This is a genomic window from Arthrobacter sp. StoSoilB20 (assembly GCF_019977295.1).
Lineage (GTDB): Bacteria > Actinomycetota > Actinomycetes > Actinomycetales > Micrococcaceae > Arthrobacter > Arthrobacter nicotinovorans_A.
Genome location: NZ_AP024651.1, coordinates 4,116,085 through 4,138,015 on the forward strand (window position 1 = coordinate 4,116,085; position 21,931 = coordinate 4,138,015).

A 21,931-nucleotide genomic window follows, 5' to 3' on the forward strand; every position below is an offset into this window, starting at 1 on the left:
CGGAAGGTTCCGTGTGAACATGCGAGGTTCCCGCGAACTCACGAGCACGCCACCTCACCCGAGCGCACGAAGGACGCGCTCTTTGAAAGCCCGCTCTTGAAAAAGGTGCCCCGGCGGAGTTTTTGCGCACGCCGACGCCGCAGCTTTCGGGCGTTTTCGGCGGCCCAAACCCCAAGCCAGGCCGATGCATGGGTCCGCTAGACTGCAAACCAACTCTAGGGGGAGAGAAAATGACACAGGACATCAGCAGCAAAAAGACGCCGACCTTGACGTTCCTGGGGGTGCAGGAACTCGGGTGGACCTTGGGGCTCATCGCCTTGATCATCAACGCCACAGAGCATGGCCTGGACTGGATCTGGGTGGGCCTGCTGGCCTGTTGGCAAGCGTCCATAGTGTGGGGATTCGTCAAGTTCCGGCAGGTCAGCAAGGCAACGCCCAAGACGTAGGGCACCGAAATCGCCGGAAACGCGGCGAGGTCGCCGGAACGCAACGGCGATTCTGCAGCGTTCCGGCGACCTCGGCAACGAGTGGCTTACGCGTCGGCGAATTCCTCGGACTCTTCAAACTCCACAGCCGCGATGATCTCCTTGGTCTCCGGGTGGATCATGAAGGCCTCCTCGTCGTCCTCGATCATGAGGTAGTCGCCGTGGTCGGTGGAGAAGTGCCAGGCGAGGGTCTTGACGCCGTCGTGCTCGTAGTTGGGGTCGCCCATGGTGATCTTCTCGAGGGCGTAGCCGGCAACGTCGCACAGTTCGCGGATGATGACCTCGAACTCGGGGGCGTTGGCCAGGGCTTCTTCTTCGGCTTCGGCCTGGCGCTCTGCGAGGTCCGGCACCAAGGCAACGCGCCCGGCGATGTGCGCTTCGATCTCCTCGTCGGTCAGGACCAGCAGTTCGGACTGGTCGCGGAGGTACGCGGCGTTGAGGTCGATGATGTCCTCTTCCTCCAGCAGTGACTCGAACTCGCCGTCGAGCTCGTCCAAGGCCGCCACTGAAGCAGGCGGGGTTTCGGACTCGTCCAGTTCTCCGTCGAGGTAGGCCTCTGCTTCATCCTCGGTCAGGGCGTCGAAAGCGGACGCGGTGCGGTTGAAGAGGTCCAGATGGCGTGTGGCGCCCATGCTTTCCAGGCCGGCGCGGACGTAGGAGTCCACCTCTTCACGTTCCGGTGCCGTGAAGACGTACTGGGCGAAGCCGCCGGACAGTGCCTGCGTCAGGTAGAAGTCCACAAAGAAGCTGTTGAGCGCTGCGGGTGCGATTTCGTCGCTGTTGAGGAGCTCCTGGTACATCAGGTTCACGACGTTGACGTTGGAATCCACTACATCCGCGTTGCCGGCTTCGAAGCTGGTCTTGTTCAGGACGACGGGGTACTCGTTGGTAGTCATGGGAAATCCTCACTGCTGAAAGCTGGTGGTGCTCCGGACACTTTCAACGTACGCGCGGGAGCGTCGCGGCAATCGAGGTTGAGGTGAACGGAGGGCGAAGTTTGGGAGCCGTTTTCTGCTGACTAAGATTGAACAGATAACCTCCTGCCGAAAGTAGCCCGACGCATGCCGTCCCACACAGACGAAAACTGGGAACTGGCCATTCAGACTCCTGCCATTAACGACCGCTCCCTGGCGGCCGGACTGGCCTATGCCATGGGCAGCCGCGTGAGCGGAATTTCTTTTGATTCGGCCACGGGTCTTCTGCTCGGCAAGGTCCGGGGTACGGGTCCGCAGCCGTATTCGACGTCGGCCAAACTGGTCCGTAAGCCCAGCGGCTGGAGCTGCACCGTGGGGATCTGCAGCTGCCCTGTCCGCAAGGACTGCAAGCATGTAGCCGCCCTGCTGTTTACTGCCGAGGACCACCCCAGCATCCGGGCACAGCTCCTCTCGCAGGCTCCTGGTATCCAAACCTCCCGCGCTGGTTCGGGGCAGCAGGGCAGCGCCGCCCGTCCCGCCTGGGAACAAGCCCTCAACAGGTTGATCACCAAGCCCGGGACGGCGCCCAGTGCCGCCGGCATCCCGCTTGCACTTCAGTTCGAGGTGGAAGAGCCTGCGGCCCACTTCTCCTACACAGGCCGCCGGGACCCCATGCGCAGCGTCCGCCAGCTCAAGGCCCGCCCGGTCATGATGGGCGCCAAGGGCAAATGGATCCGCGGCGACGTCTCCTGGAACAACCTCAGCTACGTCAGCTTCCGCCGGGAGTTCAACGAAGTCCACGTCGAATGGCTTCAGACTTTCCTCGCCGCCCATGGATCCAGCAACGGCCGCCAGCAACCATCCGGTGCCATGTGGCTGAGCCTGAACGACTTCGCTGCCAAGAATCTTTGGACCCTCCTCGCCGACGCCACCAAAGCCGGCATCCCACTCATTCACTCCGCTGGCAGCGAGCCTGTCCGCGTGGAGTCCCAACCCGCCGTCGTCGGACTGAGTTTGGCGCGTCTGGACGCGGCACCGGACAGCACAGCGGAAGCGCCCGACGGCGGACTGCAGCTTGCGCCGTCCGTCACCGTGGACGGGGAATCCGTGGATCCCGGATCCGTGGGCTTCCTGGGCAAACCGGCCAACGGTATCTTCTTCACGCATTCGGGGGAAACCCTGCCCGGCGTGCCACAGCAAAAGAACCTGATCACCTTGGCGCCGATCGAGGGTGGCATCACTGACGAGCTCCTGGAGTTCGTCATGGACGGCCAAACCCTGCAGATTCCTGCCGAGGATGAGAGCCGCTTCCTGACCTCGTTTTACCCCAAACTGCGACAGTCCACGCCGGTCCAGGCCGCGGACGAATCCGTGGAGCTGCCTACCCTGGCCGTCCCTACGCTGTCCCTGCTGGCCAATTACGGCAACGACCACAAGGTCCGGCTGCACTGGGAGTGGCATTACAAGTCCGGCACGCTGGTCACGGCGCAACCGCTGTGGCGGCACCCGGACGATCGAGGCTACCGGGACGACGCTGAGGAAGCCCGCATCCTGGAGTCGCTCGGACGGCCGTGGGATGTGGTGTCCGCACTGGCCGAGTCGGCAACCGGTGGCTGGGGTGCGCCCCGTATCGCTGCCTCCGCCGAGCTCAGCGGCTTGGACACACTGGCCTTCACCGAGGAGGTTCTCCCGGCACTGCGGGAACTGCCCGACCTCGTAGTTGAAACATCCGGTGACATCGCAGATTACCGCGAGGCAGCAGAAGCACCCGTGGTGTCCATTTCCACCAAGGAGACGGCCAGTGGCGACTGGTTCGACCTCGGAATCGTGATCACGCTCGAAGGCGAACCGGTGTCCTTCGCGGCGGTGTTCTCGGCGCTTGCGGCCGGAATGAGCCGCATGCTGCTGCCCAGCGGCGCTTACTTCTCGCTGGACCTGCCGGAGCTGCACCAGCTCCGCGCACTGATCGACGAAGCCCGTTCGCTGCAGGACAACCCGGACAACAAGGACGGCACCCTGCAGATCAGCCGATTCCAGGCCGGGCTCTGGGACGAGCTGGCGCAGCTCGGGATTGTGGACGAACAGGCCGCCGCCTGGCGTGAAGCCGTGGGTGGATTGCTCGACGACGGCGTGACCGGACTTCCGCTCCCGGCCGGACTTAACGCTGAGCTGCGTCCGTATCAGCTGGAGGGATTCAACTGGCTCAGCTTCCTCTACAAGCACAGCCTCGGCGGTGTTCTTGCGGACGATATGGGCCTTGGTAAGACCGTTCAGGCCATTGCGCTGATTTGTGCGGCAAAGGATCTGGCTGCCTCGACTGCTGCTGCCGCGCAGGGCGACGCTGTCGAGGTAACTCCACGCGCTCCCTTCCTGGTGGTGGCGCCCACCAGCGTGGTGAGCAACTGGGCCTTGGAAGCACAGCGATTCGCTCCTGGCCTGGTGGTGCGGACCGTCAGTGAAACCTTCGCCAAGAGCGGCCTGTCCCCTGTGGAAGCGTTGGCGGGTGCCGACGTCGTGATCACCTCCTATGCCCTGTTCCGCATTGACTACGATGCCTACGCCTCCTTCCAGTGGGCGGGGCTGATGCTGGACGAGGCCCAGTTCGTCAAGAACCACCAGTCCAAGGCGTACCAGTGCGCGCGGAAGCTGCCGGCCCGTTTCAAGCTGGCCATCACGGGCACGCCGCTGGAGAACAACCTCATGGAGTTCTGGGCGCTGACCTCAATCGTGGCGCCGGGGCTGTTCCCCAGCCCCAAACGGTTCGCCGAGAACTACCAAAAGCCGGTGGAAAAGAACGGCGACTCCGCGCAACTGGGCAAGCTCCGGCGTCGTGTCCGTCCGCTGATGATGCGCCGCACCAAAGAGCAGGTCATCAAGGACCTGCCGCCCAAGCAGGAGCAGATCCTGGAAGTGGTGCTCAACCCGCGGCACCAGAAGGTCTACCAGACGCACCTGCAGCGGGAACGGCAGAAGATCCTGGGCTTGATCGATGACGTGAACAAGAACCGCTTCACTATTTTCCAGTCGCTGACGTTGCTGCGGCAGCTCAGCCTGGATGCGTCGTTGGTGGATTCCTCATTGTCCGGAGTGCGCTCCTCCAAGCTCGACGTGTTGTTTGAGCAACTGGAGGATGTCATTTCCGAGGGCCACCGGACACTGATCTTCAGCCAGTTCACGGGATTCCTTGGGAAAGTCCGCGAACGCCTGGACGAAGAGGGCGTGGAGTATTGCTACCTCGATGGCAGCACCAGGAACCGCGGCGATGTGGTCAGCGAATTCAAAAACGGGTCCGCTCCGGTGTTCCTGATCTCGCTGAAGGCCGGCGGCTTCGGGCTCAACCTGACCGAAGCCGACTACGTATTCCTGCTGGATCCCTGGTGGAACCCCGCGTCCGAAGCCCAGGCCGTGGACCGCACGCACCGTATTGGGCAGGCCAGGAACGTGATGGTCTACCGGCTGGTGGCAAAGGACACCATCGAGGAAAAGGTCATGGCGTTGAAGGCCAAGAAGTCACAGCTGTTCGCGGACGTAATGGAAGGCGACGCCCTGGCCGGTGGCTCGTTGACGGCGGACGACCTGGCGGCGCTGTTCGCGGAGTGACCTCCCAAAACAGCGGGAGCTGGTTCAGTCGGCTCGTGTGGAAGCTGACTGAATGATCTTGGCAAGGTCCCGGGGGCGGCTCCACATGGGCCAATGCCCCGTGGGAAGGTCAATAACGTCCAGATTCCCGACGCTTGCGACTTCGGCAAACATGGCATGGCCTGCGTGGGCCAACTCCAGCACCTGCGCGCCAGGAATCGAGCAGCACACCATGGTGGTCCTGACCTGGCGACGGGCTTCATTCATGAGCTCGACGGGCTGACGAAGCACGGGGCCAGGCTCGGGAACGGCCCGGGCACGAAAACGCTCGAGGACTTCCGTGCTCAGGCCTTCCAGACTTGCCTGCTGTGCGAGGACTTCGAAGGACGGCAGTGGAAGCTCGTCCACGTCTTCCGGGAGATTCGGGGCGAAGACGCTCCCTGTCGCCAGCGGGCCTGAGTCGACCCACACCACCCGATGAACAAGTTCCGGGTGTCGGTCCAGGACAAGGCTGGCAGGGGCGTTCGCCCCACTGTGAGCCGCGATGGTAGCGGGCCGGTCTTCGGTAACCCCAAGTCGGGCAAAGGTGTCCAGGACCGCTGCAGCTTGGTCGTCCAAGGTCTTTGTCGCCCGCTCAGGATCGTCCCCATCGAGACCAGGGAGCGTCACAGCAACTGCGTGTGAGTGGTCGCTTTGCAGGTGTTCAAGGACTTCATCCCATGCCCAGGCACCCAGCCAGTGGCCGGCGATGAGGATGATGTCCGGACTGCTTGTAGAAGTTGTCATGCCACTACCCTCGCAGGCGTTACGGACAAGGGTGTGTCACTATTTGTGTCATGAATTTGATGCGGACTGGAAGTTGAAACGCACAGAACGCCTCCATGCGCTCTCTGAGATGCTGCGCCGCAGCGGAGCGCGCGGGGTGTCCGCCGAGCGGTTGGCGGGAGAGTTCGCGGTATCCGTGCGAACAGTCAAGAGGGATCTCGATGCGCTGGAGAGCAGCGGTGCGCCCGTATGGTCGCGCCCAGGACCCGGGGGTGGTTACGGGTTGGCCGCTGGCGCTTCCCTGCCGCCTGTCAGCCTGTCCCCAGCCCAGGCCGTAGCGCTAATGGCAGCCGTATCCGCTGCATCCGACGCACCTTATGCCGATTTGGCAGCAGCCGGGATCCGGAAGATCGTGGATGTCCTCGATCCCAAGACCCGGGCAAGAGCCGACGAACTGGCTGGCCGCGTCTGGGTGAACACGGCTCCCGCCTCTTCGCGTACCATCAGGTCGGCTCTGGAGGAGGCGATGTCCGAGCAACGTGTCATCCGCATGCGCTACACATCGGGAGATGGGAGCACCACCATCCGCGACGTCGAACCCGTACTGTTCGCCTCAACGAACGGCCAGTGGTACTTGGTTGGATGGTGTCGACTCCGCGACGCCATGCGGTGGTTCATCGTGTCCCGCATCGAGCGGGCCAGCGTCACCAAGACGGCTTGCAGCGGCCACACCATCCACGAGGTCGGGGAACCTCCAGCGAACGCCAGGCCTGTGCACTCCCGGGGCGCGTGAGTCGCTCACTCAACCTCGCAGCCCAGACTCAGTCGTCCAGCCGAACCCCCCGGAGCAACAGCATGGTTCCGCCCACGGCAACAGCTGACGCCAGGAACACCCCCGCCGCACCGAGACCCACCGCCACCACGCCGATGGCACTCGGCAGGACCACTTGGCCCACCCTGTTTCCGGCCAGCCTCAAGGCCAGTGCGCGCCCGCGTTGGCCTTCCGGTGCTTGGGCGGAGAGCCAGGACATGGTCAATGGTTGGCCGATTCCCAAGCCCAGGCCGAGGAACGCCATGACGATGAAGAGCAGCCATTCGGGCATCGGAATCGCTGCCACGCCAAGGGCAGCTGTGGAAATGGCCAGGCTGGTGATGAGCAGTTTCATCCGGCCCAGCCGACGGGACACACTGCCGAGTCCGAGCCGGGAAACCATGGAGAACACGGCCCGGACGGTCAGCATGAGGCCCACGGTGGCCGCGGTCAGGCCCCTTTCCGCACCCAATGCCGGCAGGTAGACGACGGTCAGGTCCACCACTGCAAGGACGGTAGCGCTGGTTGCCAAGGCCCGGACTACGCCAGGTGTCCTGAGGAGCGCAGCCGCACTGCCTTTGGGACCTCCCTTGGGAGCGCGGCGGCCTCGACTGACCTTCGAGGAGATCACGAAAGTGGTCAGGAACATCAGCAGGCTCATGGCCGTGGCGAGCAGGAAGATCGCGCCGGTGTCAGGGCGCACGGATGCACCGCCCACAATGGAAATTGCCAGCGGGCCCAAGGCTTGACCCAGCGAAGCGGCGAACGTCAGGTATCCAAAGGCAGAGTCCAAGCGCGTCGACGCAGCGTTGTTCGCCACCACTGCCTGCTGCCCCACCACGCAGGCCAGCTGGCCCGCGCCAAGAAGCGCCGTTCCAGCTACAAGCGCCGGAACCGAACTCCCCCAAAACAGCAGGAACGCAGAACAACCAAGAACGACGGCGGCCCCGATCGCCATGAGCCTGCGCTCACCGAGGCGGTCCACCAGTCCGCCGATGGGCAGGGCCAACAGCAGGGGAAATACGGCGTAGCTTGCGGCAAGGAGGCCAAGGGCGAACCCGGGAACATCCAATTCCAGTGCGCGGTAGGTAGTGGCCGGGCGGACCAGGAAAGTGACAGCCTGGATGAGGGCCGAGTGGATCAGGAGTGCAGTGGACGAACGCCGTCCAAGTTCCCCGATCATTCGACCACGAGTCCGGAGCCCGTGATGACCCGCAGCGTCTCATCCCGTGCGCCGATGACGTGGTCGAAGGCCACCTTGGCGGCCTTCTCCGCATCCTTTGAGGCGATGGCTTCAACCAGGAGCCGGTGGTTCTCGAGTGCCTCATCCCGGCGTTCCGAGGCCTTGTTGGTGAAGTACCGGTACCGTTCAACCTGGCTGGCAATCTGCTGATGGAAGCGCTGTGCCCAGGAATTCCCGGCAATCCTGGCAATGGCCGAATGCAGGGCAACCCCGTATTTCATGGCTTCGTCAGGGAACTCCACCATGGCAGCATTGCGGGCCAGGATTCCCCGCAGTTCCTCAAGGTCCGCAGGGGTGGCGTTGGCGCAGGCCTCCCTGGCCATCAGGGATTCCAAAGCGGCCCGGACGTCGTACAGCTCTGAGATCACCTTCTCATCCAGGGCGGGCACCACGACTCCCCCGGTTGCCTGCTGTTCGAGCAGGCTCTCGGAAATCAGGCGCCGGATGGCTTCCCGGAGCGGAGTGCGGCTCACCTGCAACTCGGACGCCATCGCGGGTTCGTAGAGACGCTCGCCCGGCTTGAGTTCCAAGCTGAGAATCCTGCGCTTCAGCTCGCCGTAGACGAGATGTGCCCCTGTGTTCCGTGGTTGTTCTGCCATGCCGTACCGCCTTGCAAAGTGTACTTGTATACATCTATACAACCAGCGCCCAACCTTCAAGCGCAACAGAAGCAACGGGGGGTCACCTGTGGCCCCTTCAAGCGGCTCAAAGGGGCCATAAATGACCCCGCGTTGCTTGAATGCGTGTGACCGGTTCTGATTGACCACGAGCGAGCGTGTTCGAGTGCCTTGTTGCAACCCAGAGAGCCTCATAGTCTCGGCTTGCCCGGCCCTTCCATGAAGCCAGGCAAAGCACCCAATGACACCCCGACGATGAGGTCCACCCATGGCGTTTACCGCTCGAAGAATCCGAAGGCCAGTGGCAATACTGGCGGCAGCCGTCACAGCCGCCGCTGGCATGGCACTCCTGCCCGCAACCACCCCCCAAGCACAAGCAGACGACGCAACAGCGGTCACCATCACACCGAACCCCGCCACCCGGGGCGAAGCGTTCGAAGGCTGGGGAACCAGCCTGGTCTGGTTTGCCAATGCGACGGCGGGATACTCCCCCGAGTTGCGCGAGGAGCTGTACCAGAAGGTCTTCGGTGAGGACGGGCTGAACCTCAACATTGCCCGCTACAACGTCGGTGGCGGCAATGCCTCCGACGTAGCCAACTACCTCAACGACGGCAGCGCTGTGGAGGGATGGTGGAAGCCGGTGGCTGAAGCGCAACCCGGCCAACCGGCGTCGAACCTTTACAACCCGGACGGAACCGTGGACAAGACGCAGGCCAACAAACTCGCGTTCCTGAACGCGTGGGACCCTGACGACCCCGCCTCCTACAACCCCGACGCCGACCAGAACCAGCGCTGGTGGGTGGAGCGCCTGGCCGCCGATCAACAGATCACCCACTGGGAAGCGTTCAGCAACTCCCCGCCGTGGTTCATGACCAAGAGCGGCTATGTTTCCGGCCAGGTGAACACCGCCAAGGGCGAGAACCTCCTGCCCGAAGCCGAAGCCAAGTTTGCCGCGTACATGAGGAACGCCGTCGAACTTCTCGAAAAGGGCAGCGGTATCACGGTGGACACGATCGATCCGTTCAACGAGCCAAACTCGGGCTACTGGGGAACGGACATCGACGCCGCCACAGGCAAGCCGCCCACCACGTACACGCAGAAGCAGGAGGGCGCGCTGATTTACCCGGCCGCCCAGGACCGAGTGACCAAGCTCCTGGCGGCCGAACTGGAAAAGGGCAGCACCGACACCGTCATCTCGGCGATGGACGAGACCGATCCCAGCAAGTTCATGACCAACTGGAACGGCTACAGCCAGGAGGCCAAGGACGCCGTTGCCCAGCTCAACGTCCACACGTACGGCACCAATGATCGACGCCGGGTCCGGGACCTCGCCAACTCCACGGACAAGCCCCTGTGGATGAGTGAGGTTGGCGGCTTCTGGACAGGCAACCCCGCGCTCGGCGACTCCACCAGCGGCTGGGACCGCTCCAACATCACCAACGGCCTGGGCATCGCCGGCCGCATGGTCAACGATCTCCGCGAACTGGACCCCAACGCGTGGGTGTTCTGGCAGCCTGTGGAGGACACGTACAAGCAAGAAAAAGCAGACAAAGGGTGGGGTTCCATTTACGTCGACTTTGACTGCAACTACGAAGGCCGCGAAGGCTTCTCCAACCGTCGGCTCAACGACGGCGCCACCGGGGATCAAGCCAAGTGCAAGGTCCTGACCAACCAGAAATACAACACCACACGGAACTTCACGCACTACATCCGTCCGGGCGACTTCCTCATTCAAAACGACAACGCCAAGACCGCCAGCGCCCTCCGCGCCGACGGCAACGGCGCCACCCTGGTCCACTTCAACGACACCCCGACGCCGGAAAAGGTCACCATCGACCTCAGCCGTTTCGGCTCCATCGCTCCCGGCGCCAAGGTCACTCCCGTTGTCACCACCAAGTCCCCACTGGACGACATCGAGAAGAACGCCCTGGTCAAGGGCGCACCCGTGGCCGTGGATACCACCGCCAAGTCCGCGACGCTTGAGGTTCCTGCCGCATCAGTGGTGACTTTCGTCGTCGACGGCGTCAGTGGAGTTTCGGACGACGCCGCACCTGTGCAGGACGGCCACAGCTACCACCTCAGCGGTGAGGCGAGCGGCAAATACCTGACCGGGCGCGCGAACGGAACTGCGTCGATCGAGGAACTGGGCGGCGACGCAGCAGGCGTGGCTCCACAAATGTGGACCTTCAACGCCGTGGGTGCAGGTGGCTTTGGGAACGATCGCCGCTGGGTTGTTTCCAGCAAGGACGGGCGCGTCCTGACCGGCAACGGAGGCGTACTGAACGGGAGCCAGTCGGGTGCCGCTTCACTGGGTTCCCTCTCGGTGGAGCAAGCCAAGGCGACTCCTTCTGCACAGTGGATAGTGACCACTGAGAACGGCAAGCAATGGTCACTGGTCAACGCAGGTGCGGCGATTGCGCTGCAGGTTTCGGGCAACCAAACCGCCGCCGGAACGTCCGTAGCGCTGGCTTCCTCCACCGGAACCACGGCCACGGCATCGGCCAACCCGCACCAGGCGTGGGCTTTCACGGACATTGCTGACTTGAAGCTCCTGGGTGTTTCTCCCGTTGAACTGAGCACTCTCACTGGCGTTGCGCCTACCCTGCCTTCTACAGTGACGCCTCTGTATGAGGCGGGTCCCGGCAAGCCGCTGGCTGTGACGTGGTCCTCTGTTGATCCGTCGGTTTGGCAGAAGGAAGGAAAGGTGACACTTCGCGGTTCGGGCGTCGATCCTTACGGGCAGGTGTTTGACGATGCCCTCCTGACCGTGACTGTTGGGCAGTACGTCGCCACCGATCCGGCGTCGGTAACGGTAGGCATTGGCTCTACCGTGGCTGAGGTCCAGGCTGCTGCGCCCACGTCCGTCCCTGGACAAATCGGTGACGGCCCGGCCCGCAACCCGCTCCCAGTGACGTGGGACTGGGCTTCATTGTCGGATTCGGCGCTGCAAACTGTTGGTTCAGTGACGGTTCCGGGCACGGCGGGCTCACTCGCTGCGACCCTCACAGTGCTGGTGGTGGACCGGGTTCCGAGCAGCAACATCTGCAAGGACGATCCCAGCACTTCCGTCACCGCCAGCTACACCGAGGGCTCCTACATCGCGAAGAACACCTGCGATTCCAACGCCTCCACGCGCTGGTCCAACTGGGTCAGCGGCGGCAGGGCCGGTGACAGCCTGAGCTACGCGTTTGGCCGCGACTACACCGTCTCTTCAGTGACCGTGACGTCCGCGGAGAAGGCCGCGGCAAGCCTGAAGATCCAGTACCAGGATGCCACCGGAACATGGAAGGACACCTCCGCCGGAACCATCACCGGACTCTCCATTTCTTCACCGACGACCGTCCGCTTCGACCCCGTAACCACCCGCGGGATCAGGGTTTCGTTCGTGACCACGGCGTCTTACACGAAGATCGCTGAGGTGGCTATCGCTGGATCACGCCTGGCCGACGCCGGGCTGGCCGACCTCGGCCGGCTCCTGGTCAACCAAGCCTCCGTGGTCGGTTTCGCTCCCGGAACCACCGACTACCGGGTGCTGACCGCGACGGCGACTCCCGCCGTCGTCGGCTACCCGCTGGACACGAACGCCAAGGTGACCGTCCAGCAGGCAACGGCGGAAAGCCCGACGGCGATAGTCACCGTGACGGCGCCAGACGGCACCACGAAGCAATATCGCGTGACTGTTTCCACCGGGAAGGACGCGTGCAAGAACAACGGATGGAAGACCAGTCCGTCGCCCGTGTTCACCAATCAGGGGCAGTGCGTGAGCTACTTCGCGGCTGGCAAGTAAGGAAATTCTGAGATAGCGGGGCCCCTTGGGATTTCGATCCTGAGGGGCCCCGCTGTGTTTTCACCGAAGTGGGACGAGCCTTGGAACAATGAACTCAACCGGCACTGGGCAGCCACAGAAGACTTGGATGAGGTGGACCGTCTCAACCGGCGGGGCCCCTGGGGATTTCGATCCTGAGGGGCCCCGCTGTGTTTTCACCGAAGCGGGCCGAGTCTTGGATGAGGTGGACCGCCTCAACCGGCGGCTGGCCCTCAAGCATTTAGCCGCGCACCCAGCGGTACGGCGTTGTCGTCGAGACCTTGAGCAGCCCGGAACGTTCCAGGATTGGCCGCGAGAACTCGGTGGAGTCACTGTGGATGAGTGACTTGCCCAACTCGAGTGCGGCCTGTGCACGGCGGGCCGTCAACGCCCGGTAAATCCCCCGGCCACGCCATTCTTCCCTGGTGGCACCGCCCCAGATCCCGGCAAAGACTGTCCCCGGCACTGGCTCCAAGCGTCCCGCACTGACAATCTTTCCCTCAGCTTCGGCAACCCAAAGCTGCATGCCATCGCCGAGCGACAGCCTTCGCAGCAACGCCTCGGCCATCTCGTCTGAAACCGGCTCCCCGAAGACCTCATCTTGCATGGCGCTCATGGCCCTGACATCGGCTTCGTCAGTGACTTGCCGCAGGGTTACGCCGCCGGGAATTGGCACATCCGTGCTCAATGCTTTCGCTTCGCCGATCATGATCGACTCGGGGTCATCCTGGGTGAAGCCGTTCTCAATGAGGGCTTCATGCAAACCCGGCGCGTGGTCGTGGCCGCGGGATTTCCATTCCACCTTGGTGATGTCAGGATCTGCGCGGAAGTGCGCGATCGCCTCGGCGACGAGTCTCTTCACGGTCTGCGAGTCCGCATCGCCCAGGTCCCTGTAGGTGACGAAACCCCGCCCCTTCATGAACGTCACCAGGCGCAGGGGTCCGTGTTGGGTGACCTTGAGGGCGCTGGGGGTCTCGGCGTCGGTGCGGAGGTTGTGGTCATAGGCTGCCAGGAAACGTTCGCGGTCTTCGCTGTTGCTCATCCGGCGAGCCTACTGCAGGGGATTCCGGGCCGCCCCTAGTTCGCCCGCCGATTCGATGGCTGGCTGCACCCGATGCCGTGCGCACGGCATACTCAGCAGCGAACCCCCGAAACGGGCACGCGCCCAGGGCTCACTGCAGGTCAGACGGTACGAGTCGGCTAGTGGGCAACTACGCGTCGGCCCAAGCTGCGGGGCCTCGCCGATTCGATGGCTCGCTGCGCCCGATGCCGTGCGCACGGCACACTCAGCAGCGACCCCCGAAACGGGCAAGCGCCCAGTACCGTGGGAGACCGATTCGATGGCTGCGTTGTTGTTGGACGGTAGGAGTCGGCTAGTGGGCAACTACGCGTCGGCCCAAACCCCCGGGGCCTCGCCGATTCGATGGCTCGCTGCCCCCGATGCCGTACGCACGGCACACTCAGCAGCAAGACCCGGAAACGGGCACAACCCCAGTACCGTGGGCCCGCCGATTCGATGGCTCGCTGCGCCCGATGCCGTGCGCACGGCACACTCAGCAGCAAGACCACGAAACGGGCTTCGCTCCCGGGGCTCACTGCAGGTCAGACGGTACGAGTCGGCTAGTGGGCGGCTACGCGTCGGCCCAAACCCCCCGTGGCTTCGCCGATTCGATGGCTCGCTGCGCCCGATGCTGTGCGCACGGCACACTCAGCAGCGAACCCCCGAAACGGGCTTCGCTCCCGGGGCTCACTGCAGGCCAGACGGTTGGAGTCGGTTAGTGGGCAACTACGCGTCGGCCGAACCCCCGTGGGCCCGCCGATTCGATGGCTCGCTGCGCCCGATGCCGTGCGCACGGCACACTCAGCAGCGAACCCCCGAAACGGGCACGTGCCCACCTCCGTGGGCCCGCCGGTTCGATGGCTTGCTGCGCGTTAGATGGTAGGAATCACCTGACCCGCAGCTAAGCCTCGAATCGGGAAGGCCACAGCCGGGAAAGGGGTATCGATGCACCGTCGGCGAACACGAAACGGTCCTCGCCCTCCCCCTGGCCCGTCACAAACGTGACGCCCCCGTCCGGCGAAGTACCTCCCTCACCCGTGAGGACGACGACGGCGGCGTAGTCGCCGTCGTACGCTGTGCCCGCGGTACCCACCCAAGGAATGGTGAGCTCCGAACCCATCGGGTGTGCCCCCGGGCGGACAAAGGTCCCGGAGTCATCCAAGGGCACGCCGAAGCCAGGCACGGCCAGGACAGTGCTGACCTCCGAAGATGCAGCATCCACCGGCCATCCCCCGATCCGCAGCGCAGGACCCGCAGAACCCAGAACACCCGCAGCTACATCACCGGACGCGCCCACAGAACCCTCACCAGAAGCACCAGAAGCACCCCCGGAAGAAGCCCCTGAAACCCGCACCAGCCGAAGCTCCACCGCGCCCCGCGTCGCCGAAACAACCGTGACCGAAGGACCGGCCGTCGCGACACCGGACACCCCGCTGCCGTGATCCGGCCCGGCGTCGGGATCAGGTTCGATCCAGTGGGCAGTGAACCGGGAAGCACCTACCTGAACCCCGCCCTCGGAGAACGAGCCGAGGTACTCAAACCCTGTCCGGTGCGTCAGCCGGCCGGAGGAGTCAATGAACGCCACCGCGTTATCAACCGACTCCGGCGTGAGGTCCGGGAACGTGTGCGTCGAGTACCCGATCCGGGCGTACAGCGGAGAATCAGCCACCACAGCGCCAACAACAGCATGATCCGTGGCATGGTTCCGGATCCGGACCACACCGTCGGCACGCGTCCCATCCACCTGCCACCCAGGAGCAGCGATGAGCCGCTGTGTGTCGGCAACCTCCACGGGGAGCGGAGCCTCCACGGAGGTCCACACCCGGTGATCCGCAGGCAACGCCAGCCCGAGCATCCCCTTTGCAGCCCAATACGGGGAGCCTGCACCGGAGTACGCCTGCTTCATTCCCGCGAACTCGCCATGCCAGCCGATGGAAAGGAGGCCGTCGTCAGTGATGGACCCGTGCCGGGCAAAGTAGTCGAGCATTCCGGAGGCTGCCCGCCGAGCCATGCCCGGGGCCAGCCGGGTGTGCCCGGACAACTCTCCTACCCAGAAGGGTGCCGCGGCCGCGAACCGGTAGATCAAGCTGCGGCCCTGGATGAGCGGAGCACCGTTCGCCCCCACCAAGAACGCGGCGTCGTCCAGGAAGTCAGCCAGCCGGTCGCCGTCGAGCGTCTTTCGTGCAGTAACCCGGGGATCCGAGGGTGCCATCAGCGCCCACAGTTGCGGGTACACCTGGAACGCCCAGCCAACGTAGTGGTCGTAGGCCCGCTCGGGGCCGTCGGCGAACCAGCCCCCGCCCCGGTACAGGGAATCGTGGATGGCGAGTCCGGCGTCGATGTCCTCGTCCGAGTACCGGCCGCCGACAGAGGCGAGGAACGTCTCCACCACAATCTGGAACCACACCCAGTTGATGGGCGGATATTCCTCGCCGATCACGGTCTCGAACCAAGCGATGAGCTGCTCCTGCACGCGTTCGGGGAGCTTGTCCCAGAGGACGTCGCGGGTCAGTGCCAGGCCGACAGCCAACGACGCCGCCTCAACCTTCGCCTGCCCCAGCTCGCCTGGTGTCGGCCAGCGGTCGGGGTTGGCGGGGTTGGTTCCGGCGTCGAGCCCGGCGGCGTACCACTCCGCGATCCAGCCTGTGGAAGAGGGGTCGCCCGCCATCCGGAAGGAGGCCAGCAGGAACGTCCGTGCGAAGGCCTCCAGCGAGTCACTCCGCGGGCCGTACCGGCTGTTGGCTCCCGGCAGGTGGATGTTGGCATGGTCCACGGTCCCAAAGTGATGGGCGGAGCGCAGGAGGTGATCCGCGTAAGCGCACCAGTGCTCGCGGGTCAGGCCGGTGAAGGGTGAGAGTTGGTGATCCAACGGTGGCAAGAGCATCAGAGGGAATCCTCCAGTACTCCGGCCAGTCCACGCGGCGCCCCGACGGACGACTCCCGGACGATCAGCTCAGGGTTCAGGTCAATGCGATGCACTGGGCGCATCCTTCCTTCGGCCAGGCGCGCAGCCATGAGCTGCACCGCCACTTTGCCGACGTAGCTTTTGGGCGGCCGGACTGCAGAGATCGCGGGTTCGGCCAGGTAGGCAACTTCGTCGTCGTAGCCCACGATCGCCATGCTGCCGGGAACGTCCACTCCGCGGTCCACGCAGTGCTGCACGAACGCCACGGCCTGGGTATCCGAGTGCACCAGCATGGCCGTGGTTCCGGAGGAACGGCACAAGTCAAGGACGTGGTCGAAGTGCTTGGCCCGGTCGCCGTTGTCCAGTTTGGCTGAGTCCTCATGGATGGAGTTTTCCAGCGGAATCTTCAGCGCTGCCATGGCCTGCTTCCAGCCCCGGACCACGTGCGGACTGGTGGGGCTCGTGGAATCAGTGAGGCAGCCGATCATCCGATGCCCTTCCTGCCACAAGTGCCGAACGGCCATCCCTGCGCCGAACGAGTGGTCCGTTGCCACCCACTCCAGCCGATGGGCGGGAATCTCCAACGGCGCCCGACGCTCAGCCAGGATCACCGGAATGGGCAGTGCGTTGAGCCAGCGGAGCAGCTCCTTGCCGTGCTCACCGCCCATGTCCGGCGCCACGATCAGTCCGTCGATGTTTTGGGTATCCAGCAGTGCCTGGACCTGGCGACGGTTATCCGCGGCGTCATAGGCGGAACCCCTGACCAGGATGCGGAGGTTCTGCGCTTCGGCCTCGCCGCGGGCACCGGAAATCACCTGCGGCCAGTAGTAGTCCAGCGATGGAACCACCATGCCGATCGAGTAGCTGTGCGCCGACGGCCTCCCCACAGCCACGGAACGGTCCAACGGGCTGGGCAGGGTTGCGCCGCCGTGGACCCTGGACACCAGCCCTTCGTCGGCGAGGGTGTTCACATCACGCCGGATGGTCAATTCGCTGACGCCCAGCTTTGCGGCGATATCCCGGACCGTGATGGCTCCGTGCGCACGCAATTCCTCCATGAGCCGCTCACGGCGTTGCAAGGAAAAGAGCGACTTGCCGCCCGCTTCCGGGGTCTGCTCGGAACTCAAGGTGTTGCCTCCACTGTGAGGGTGAATGCGCCGGAAGTGCGGTTTTCGGCGGGCATGCGGAATCGGATACGGGTCAGTTTTTCGCCCCAGATATCGCTGAGGAGCGGATCGTCCAGGAGCCACTCGTCCACCAGCACGACGGCGGTGGCCGGCTTCCAGCGCAGGTGCAGTCCCTTGGTGGTTTCGGCAGCCGGGATACCTTCGGGCGTGATGGTGGCCGTGGCGTCTGAACCGACGCGGACGGTGCCGGCAACCAGGTAGGTGATGTCGACGTCGTGCGTTCCCTCCGGAGGGTGCGTTCCCTCAGGCGCCTGCGCGGGCAGGTTCCAGCGGTCATCAATCACCACGGAGCCGAGCTCCCGGTTCATCAGCGAGGTGCGGATCCACTGCTCGGGGTGGTCCAAACCATAGGCCGCCCCCAGTCCAAGCTCGAGCGTGGGCTCCTCCGGTGTGGGCTCCTGGAGAACGGTCGCCGCGAACGAAGACCCCGTCCCTTGCTCCAACCCGAAAGGCGCCGGGACGCTGTGCCACGCGCTCTGCATGGCGCGGATCCGGTAGCGATCGGGCCCGAATGTCTGCGCTGTGTACGTGGGCTGGCCGGCGTCGACCAGCAAGGGCACACCATCCACGGCCACCACCACGGAACCGACGTCGCGGTGGTTGTGGTGCTCGCCGTTGTGTCCGCCCTTGGCCGCGAGCGTGAGCCCATCGGTGGACCCCGGGGTTTGCCGGGCCACCATGATCTGGACCGATGGCAGGTACGTCCCCCAACTGGGTCGCAGCTGAGCGCTACCTAGTTGGGTGCGGGACGTGGGCTGGCTGAGGGAGGTCAGTTGGGTGAGCACGCGGCCCAGTCCGGCTGCCGCGTTGGGTTCAGGTTCGACGGCGGCAAAGGTCGCGGCATGCGCGGCGGCGTCGGAGTCCCCCAGCCGGACAGCCCAGCGGTGCAGCATGCTCCACGGCAAGCCTTTGTGGGCGCGGGCCGGGCCGTCGGCAACGTTCAGGAACCAGCGGTGCCCCAGGTGCATGCGGTGTGGGAAAGCGACCAGCGCACGGATGACTGGCAGGTCCGGATTGAGTGCGCCGCCGCTGGCTTCCTCCAACAAAGCCAGGCCTTCCAACGCACGTCCGGCACCGTTCCACCAGTACGCGTAGCCCTCGTCGATTGCGCCGTCGGCCGGGATGGAGGCGAGGAAGCGGTCCAGGCCCTCGATGCACCGGGCAACCACCGCCGCCTGCTCATCAGGGTCATCAACCAGCAGCAATGCCGCCACAATGATGTTCGAGTGGATCCAGGGGTTCCAGTTGTGGACATCGCCGTCCAAGCCCAGCCAGTGCCAGTCGAGCCGGTCCAGGAACGGCCGGATCACACGCTCGCTCGTCTCCAGACGGATACGCCGGCGCAGTCCGGGGGCGCGTTCGTTCAGGGAGGTACCCAGCAAATGGTCAGCCCAGGCGAGCTGCGCTACCACTTCCCCGGCGCCGAGATCCAGGTAGGGCCGGGAACGGTCCGGAACCACGTCGCCGCTGCGGGTGAACACGTCGTCGTGCGCGGCCCAGCTCCAGGAGCTTTGCTCGCACAGGAGGTAGGCGCCGTCGATCACCTCATCAAGCCACTCCTCACGGGAAGCCGGTCCATCAACGGCAGCCATGACGACGGCGCGCGTCAGCCGCTGCTGCCGGCTCGCCACCAGTCCCTCGTAGGCCGTGCGGTTGCCGTCGCGGAAGTACCGGGCGTAGTGGGACACAAGGGGCTGGGGCCAGGCACTCCCCTTTTCTGCCGATGCTTGGGTGCGCCACCCGGAAAGGAGGCGGGCATCATCAAGCTGCCATCCGCCGTCGGACGCCGGGCGAACAGTGAGCCGGTCACGGGAGCCTCGGAGTGTCTCCAACAGGTTGTCCCGATCAGCCATGGGGCCCCATGTGTTCCTCAACGGGTAAAGAAGTGGCGCTTGAACGGCGGCGGTGCCGGTTGCCATAGGGATTCTTCTCTCGTTTGTTCGAGTTTGAACGTTTCAGATCAAGTTCGATTGAGTTGAATGAACTGTCTTGTTTATGAGTATGTACTGATTATTAGATGTGATGCAACACATAAATCACGGTCGAACAGACCACTGAATTTTCGAAGGGAGGATCCCCTCAATGTCGCTCAAGCCCCAGGCACTGCTGGTCATGAATAGCGGAACCTTTGCTGACCAGTTCGATTCCACGCGTCTGGAGCGGCTTGCTGGACTGGTGGACCTTGGTGACCGGCCCTGGACGGATTCCCTGGACGAACCCGGGTTGCAGGGGCGTTTGGAAGAGGTGGAAATCCTCCTCACCAGCTGGGGAGTGCCGCAGCTCAATGCTGAGCGTTTGGAGCGCATGCCCAAACTCAGGGCTGTTTTCCACTGTGCAGGAACTGTCCGCAGCTTCGTCAGCGAAGAACTCTGGGACCGCGGCATCACCGTGACCAACGGCGCCGACGCCAATGCGATCCCGGTAGCCGAATTCACTTTCGCCTCGATCGTCCTGGCGGGCAAAAAGGCACACATCCTCGCCAACGACGCCCGCACTTACCGGGAAGACTGGAGCTACATCGCGGACCGAGGCGAGCTCGGAAACATCGGCCGTGTGGTGGGCGTCGTGGGGTTCTCCCGCATCGGCCGCCGCGTAGTACAGCTGGTCCAGCAACTCCAGGACGTCACGTGCCTCGTCAGCGATCCCTACGCGGATCCGTTGGAAGTAGCGGCCGCCGGCGGAAGGCTGGTCTCGCTTCAAGAACTCCTGCCCGTCTCCGATGTAGTCACCATCCACGCACCGGCACTGCCGGAAACCCGCAACATGATCAGCACGGCAGAACTGCAGGCAATGAAGGACCACGCGACGCTCATCAACACAGCCCGCGGTTCCCTCGTTGACACCGAAGCCCTCGAGAAAGAGTGCGCCACCGGACGGATCACGGCGCTCCTTGACGTCACGGAGCCCGAGCCGCTGCCGGCCGGCTCCGCCCTGTATGACCTCCCCAACGTCATCATCACCCCGCACATTGCCGGTTCGCTCGGAACGGAGACCCGGCGGATGTCCGACGCCGCCCTGGATGACCTTGAACGGTACCTCGCCGGCAAGGACCTCCTGGCCCAAGTAGTCCACGCGGACCTCGGCCTCAGCGCCTAGGCCCGGCACACCCAGCCACACCAACGCCGCACCTACGGCAAACTTAAAACCCAGTACTAAAGGAGAACGCAATGAAGCGCACAACCCTCGCCGCAATCGCCCTTGCGGTGACTGCAGGGCTCGGACTCACCGGCTGTGCCGGCGCTGCCGGTCCCGCCGAACCGCAGGCGGCCGAAGGCAAGACCCGGTTGACCGTCTCGGTCTGGAACTACGAGGGCACCCCCGAGTTCAAGGCCCTCTTTGACAGCTACGAGGCTGCCAATCCCAACGTGGACATTGAACCCGTGGACATCCTGGCCGACGACTACCCCCAGAAGGTCACCACCATGCTGGCCGGTGGCGACACCACCGACGTCCTCACCATGAAGAACGTGATCGACTACTCCCGCTACGCCAACAACGGCCAGCTGCAGGAAATCAACAGCGTGGTGGACAAGGTGGGCAAGGACAACCTCGCCGGCATGGACGCCTTCAACATCGACGGCAAGTACTTCGCTGCTCCCTACCGCCAGGACTTCTGGCTGCTGTACTACAACAAGGACCTCTTCAAGGCTGCCGGCATTGAAGATCCCAAGGACCTGACATGGGAGAAGTACACGGAGATCGCCAAGAAGCTCTCCACGGAGACCGGCGGCAAGAAGACATACGGCACGTACCACCACATCTGGCGTTCAGTAGTCCAGGCCACCGCGGCAGCCCAGAACGGCGCCGACCAGAACAGCGGTGACTACGGCTTCATGGAGGACCAGTACAACACTGCGCTGGACCTGCAGAAGTCCGGCGCCACCTTGGACTTCGGCACCGCCAAGAGCCAGAAGACCAGCTACCGGACCATGTTCGAGTCCGGCCAGGCCGCCATGATGCCCATGGGCACCTGGTACATTGCCGGCATCCTCCAGGCCAAGAAGGACGGCAAGACCAACGTCAATTGGGGCTTGGCTCCAATGCCACAGAAGAACGACGACGGCAAGGTCACCACGTTCGGTTCGCCCACGGCCTTCGCCGTGAACAAGAACGCCACGCACTCCGATGAAGCCAAGAAGTTCATCGAGTGGGCTGCCGGTGAAGAAGGTGCCAAGGCGATCTCCAAGATCGGCGTCGTCCCGGCCCTGCAGAACGATGCCATCACCGCCGAGTACTTCAAGCTCGATGGCATGCCCGCGGACGAACTGTCCAAGAAGGCCTTCACTCCGGACACCACGGAACTGGAAATGCCCGTCAGTGACAAGTCTGCCGCTACGGACAAGATCCTCAACCAGGAGCACGACCTCATCATGGTGGGCGAGCGCTCCGTCACGGACGGTATTGCTGAGATGGGCAAGCGCGTCAAGAGCGAAGTGCTGGGCAAGTAACGCCAGGCAAGCAACTGGTGCCGGTGCTGCGCCCCAAGGATGCAGCACCGGGCCGGACCTGAATTCTCCGGATCCTGAAATGGAGGAACGCCCCCAACTCCCGGGGAGCGGT

General features: G+C 64.1%; 14 protein-coding genes. 6 read left to right on the plus strand and 8 right to left on the minus strand.

Translation table 11 applies throughout. The annotated features are described in order from the left end of the window. Positions 1-230 precede the first annotated feature (230 nt). Positions 231-446, plus strand: coding sequence for a hypothetical protein (locus tag LDN85_RS18725; protein ID WP_035761425.1), 216 nt, complete (start codon positions 231-233; stop codon positions 444-446). 86 nt (positions 447-532) lie between these two features. On the opposite strand, the gene LDN85_RS18730 is transcribed toward LDN85_RS18725, so the two are convergent. Continuing rightward, positions 533-1,381: a hypothetical protein gene (locus LDN85_RS18730; protein WP_026543451.1), complete on the minus strand. Its 849-nt coding sequence runs from the start codon at positions 1,379-1,381 to the stop codon at positions 533-535. Positions 1,382-1,546: 165 nt separating this feature from the next. Here LDN85_RS18730 and LDN85_RS18735 point away from each other — a divergent pair, with 165 nt between their 5' ends. Further along, positions 1,547-4,999 carry a DEAD/DEAH box helicase gene (locus LDN85_RS18735; protein WP_223943795.1) on the plus strand — a complete coding sequence of 1,151 codons (3,453 nt, stop codon included), beginning with the start codon at positions 1,547-1,549 and terminating at the stop codon, positions 4,997-4,999. 24 nt (positions 5,000-5,023) lie between these two features. Here the strand turns inward: LDN85_RS18735 and LDN85_RS18740 are convergent, their stop codons facing one another. Then, on the minus strand, positions 5,024-5,764 hold the full coding sequence (locus LDN85_RS18740) for an alpha/beta hydrolase (protein WP_223943796.1): 741 nt from the start codon (positions 5,762-5,764) through the stop codon (positions 5,024-5,026). 109 nt (positions 5,765-5,873) lie between these two features. On the opposite strand from LDN85_RS18740, the gene LDN85_RS18745 reads away from it, so the two are divergent. After that, positions 5,874-6,536, plus strand: coding sequence for a WYL domain-containing protein (locus LDN85_RS18745; protein ID WP_263422098.1), 663 nt, complete (start codon positions 5,874-5,876; stop codon positions 6,534-6,536). 28 nt (positions 6,537-6,564) lie between these two features. On the opposite strand, the gene LDN85_RS18750 is transcribed toward LDN85_RS18745, so the two are convergent. Both LDN85_RS18750 and LDN85_RS18755 read right to left on the minus strand, forming a co-directional pair. Then, on the minus strand, positions 6,565-7,737 hold the full coding sequence (locus tag LDN85_RS18750; RefSeq protein WP_223943798.1) for an MFS transporter: 1,173 nt from the start codon (positions 7,735-7,737) through the stop codon (positions 6,565-6,567). Continuing rightward, positions 7,734-8,396, minus strand: a complete 663-nt coding sequence (locus LDN85_RS18755; protein ID WP_223943799.1) for a GntR family transcriptional regulator — start codon at positions 8,394-8,396, stop codon at positions 7,734-7,736. The genes LDN85_RS18750 and LDN85_RS18755 overlap by 4 nt, the downstream gene beginning before the upstream one ends. Before the next feature lie 319 nt (positions 8,397-8,715). Here LDN85_RS18755 and LDN85_RS18760 point away from each other — a divergent pair, with 319 nt between their 5' ends. Then, entirely contained in the window at positions 8,716-12,201 is a 3,486-nt protein-coding gene (locus LDN85_RS18760; RefSeq protein ID WP_223943800.1) for a discoidin domain-containing protein, read from the plus strand. Between the two features lie 259 nt (positions 12,202-12,460). Here LDN85_RS18760 and LDN85_RS18765 read toward each other — a convergent pair whose 3' ends face one another. From LDN85_RS18765 to LDN85_RS18780, 4 genes are all read right to left on the minus strand, one after another. Beyond that, positions 12,461-13,261 (minus strand): GNAT family N-acetyltransferase, encoded by an 801-nt coding sequence (locus LDN85_RS18765; protein ID WP_026543445.1) that lies wholly within the window; start codon positions 13,259-13,261, stop codon positions 12,461-12,463. A 919-nt stretch (positions 13,262-14,180) separates the two neighbouring features. Next, positions 14,181-16,163 (minus strand): DUF2264 domain-containing protein, encoded by a 1,983-nt coding sequence (locus LDN85_RS18770; protein WP_223943801.1) that lies wholly within the window; start codon positions 16,161-16,163, stop codon positions 14,181-14,183. Beyond that, positions 16,163-17,311: a LacI family DNA-binding transcriptional regulator gene (locus LDN85_RS18775; protein ID WP_026543444.1), complete on the minus strand. Its 1,149-nt coding sequence runs from the start codon at positions 17,309-17,311 to the stop codon at positions 16,163-16,165. Before LDN85_RS18775 ends, LDN85_RS18770 begins: the two co-directional genes overlap by 1 nt. Continuing rightward, positions 17,308-19,224, minus strand: a complete 1,917-nt coding sequence (locus LDN85_RS18780; protein WP_223943802.1) for a heparinase II/III family protein — start codon at positions 19,222-19,224, stop codon at positions 17,308-17,310. Before LDN85_RS18780 ends, LDN85_RS18775 begins: the two co-directional genes overlap by 4 nt. Before the next feature lie 229 nt (positions 19,225-19,453). On the opposite strand from LDN85_RS18780, the gene LDN85_RS18785 reads away from it, so the two are divergent. Together LDN85_RS18785 and LDN85_RS18790 are read left to right on the plus strand one after the other, a co-directional pair. Then, positions 19,454-20,467 (plus strand): hydroxyacid dehydrogenase, encoded by a 1,014-nt coding sequence (locus tag LDN85_RS18785; protein WP_223943803.1) that lies wholly within the window; start codon positions 19,454-19,456, stop codon positions 20,465-20,467. 71 nt (positions 20,468-20,538) lie between these two features. Next, positions 20,539-21,819, plus strand: coding sequence for a sugar ABC transporter substrate-binding protein (locus LDN85_RS18790; protein ID WP_223943804.1), 1,281 nt, complete (start codon positions 20,539-20,541; stop codon positions 21,817-21,819). Positions 21,820-21,931 lie beyond the last annotated feature (112 nt).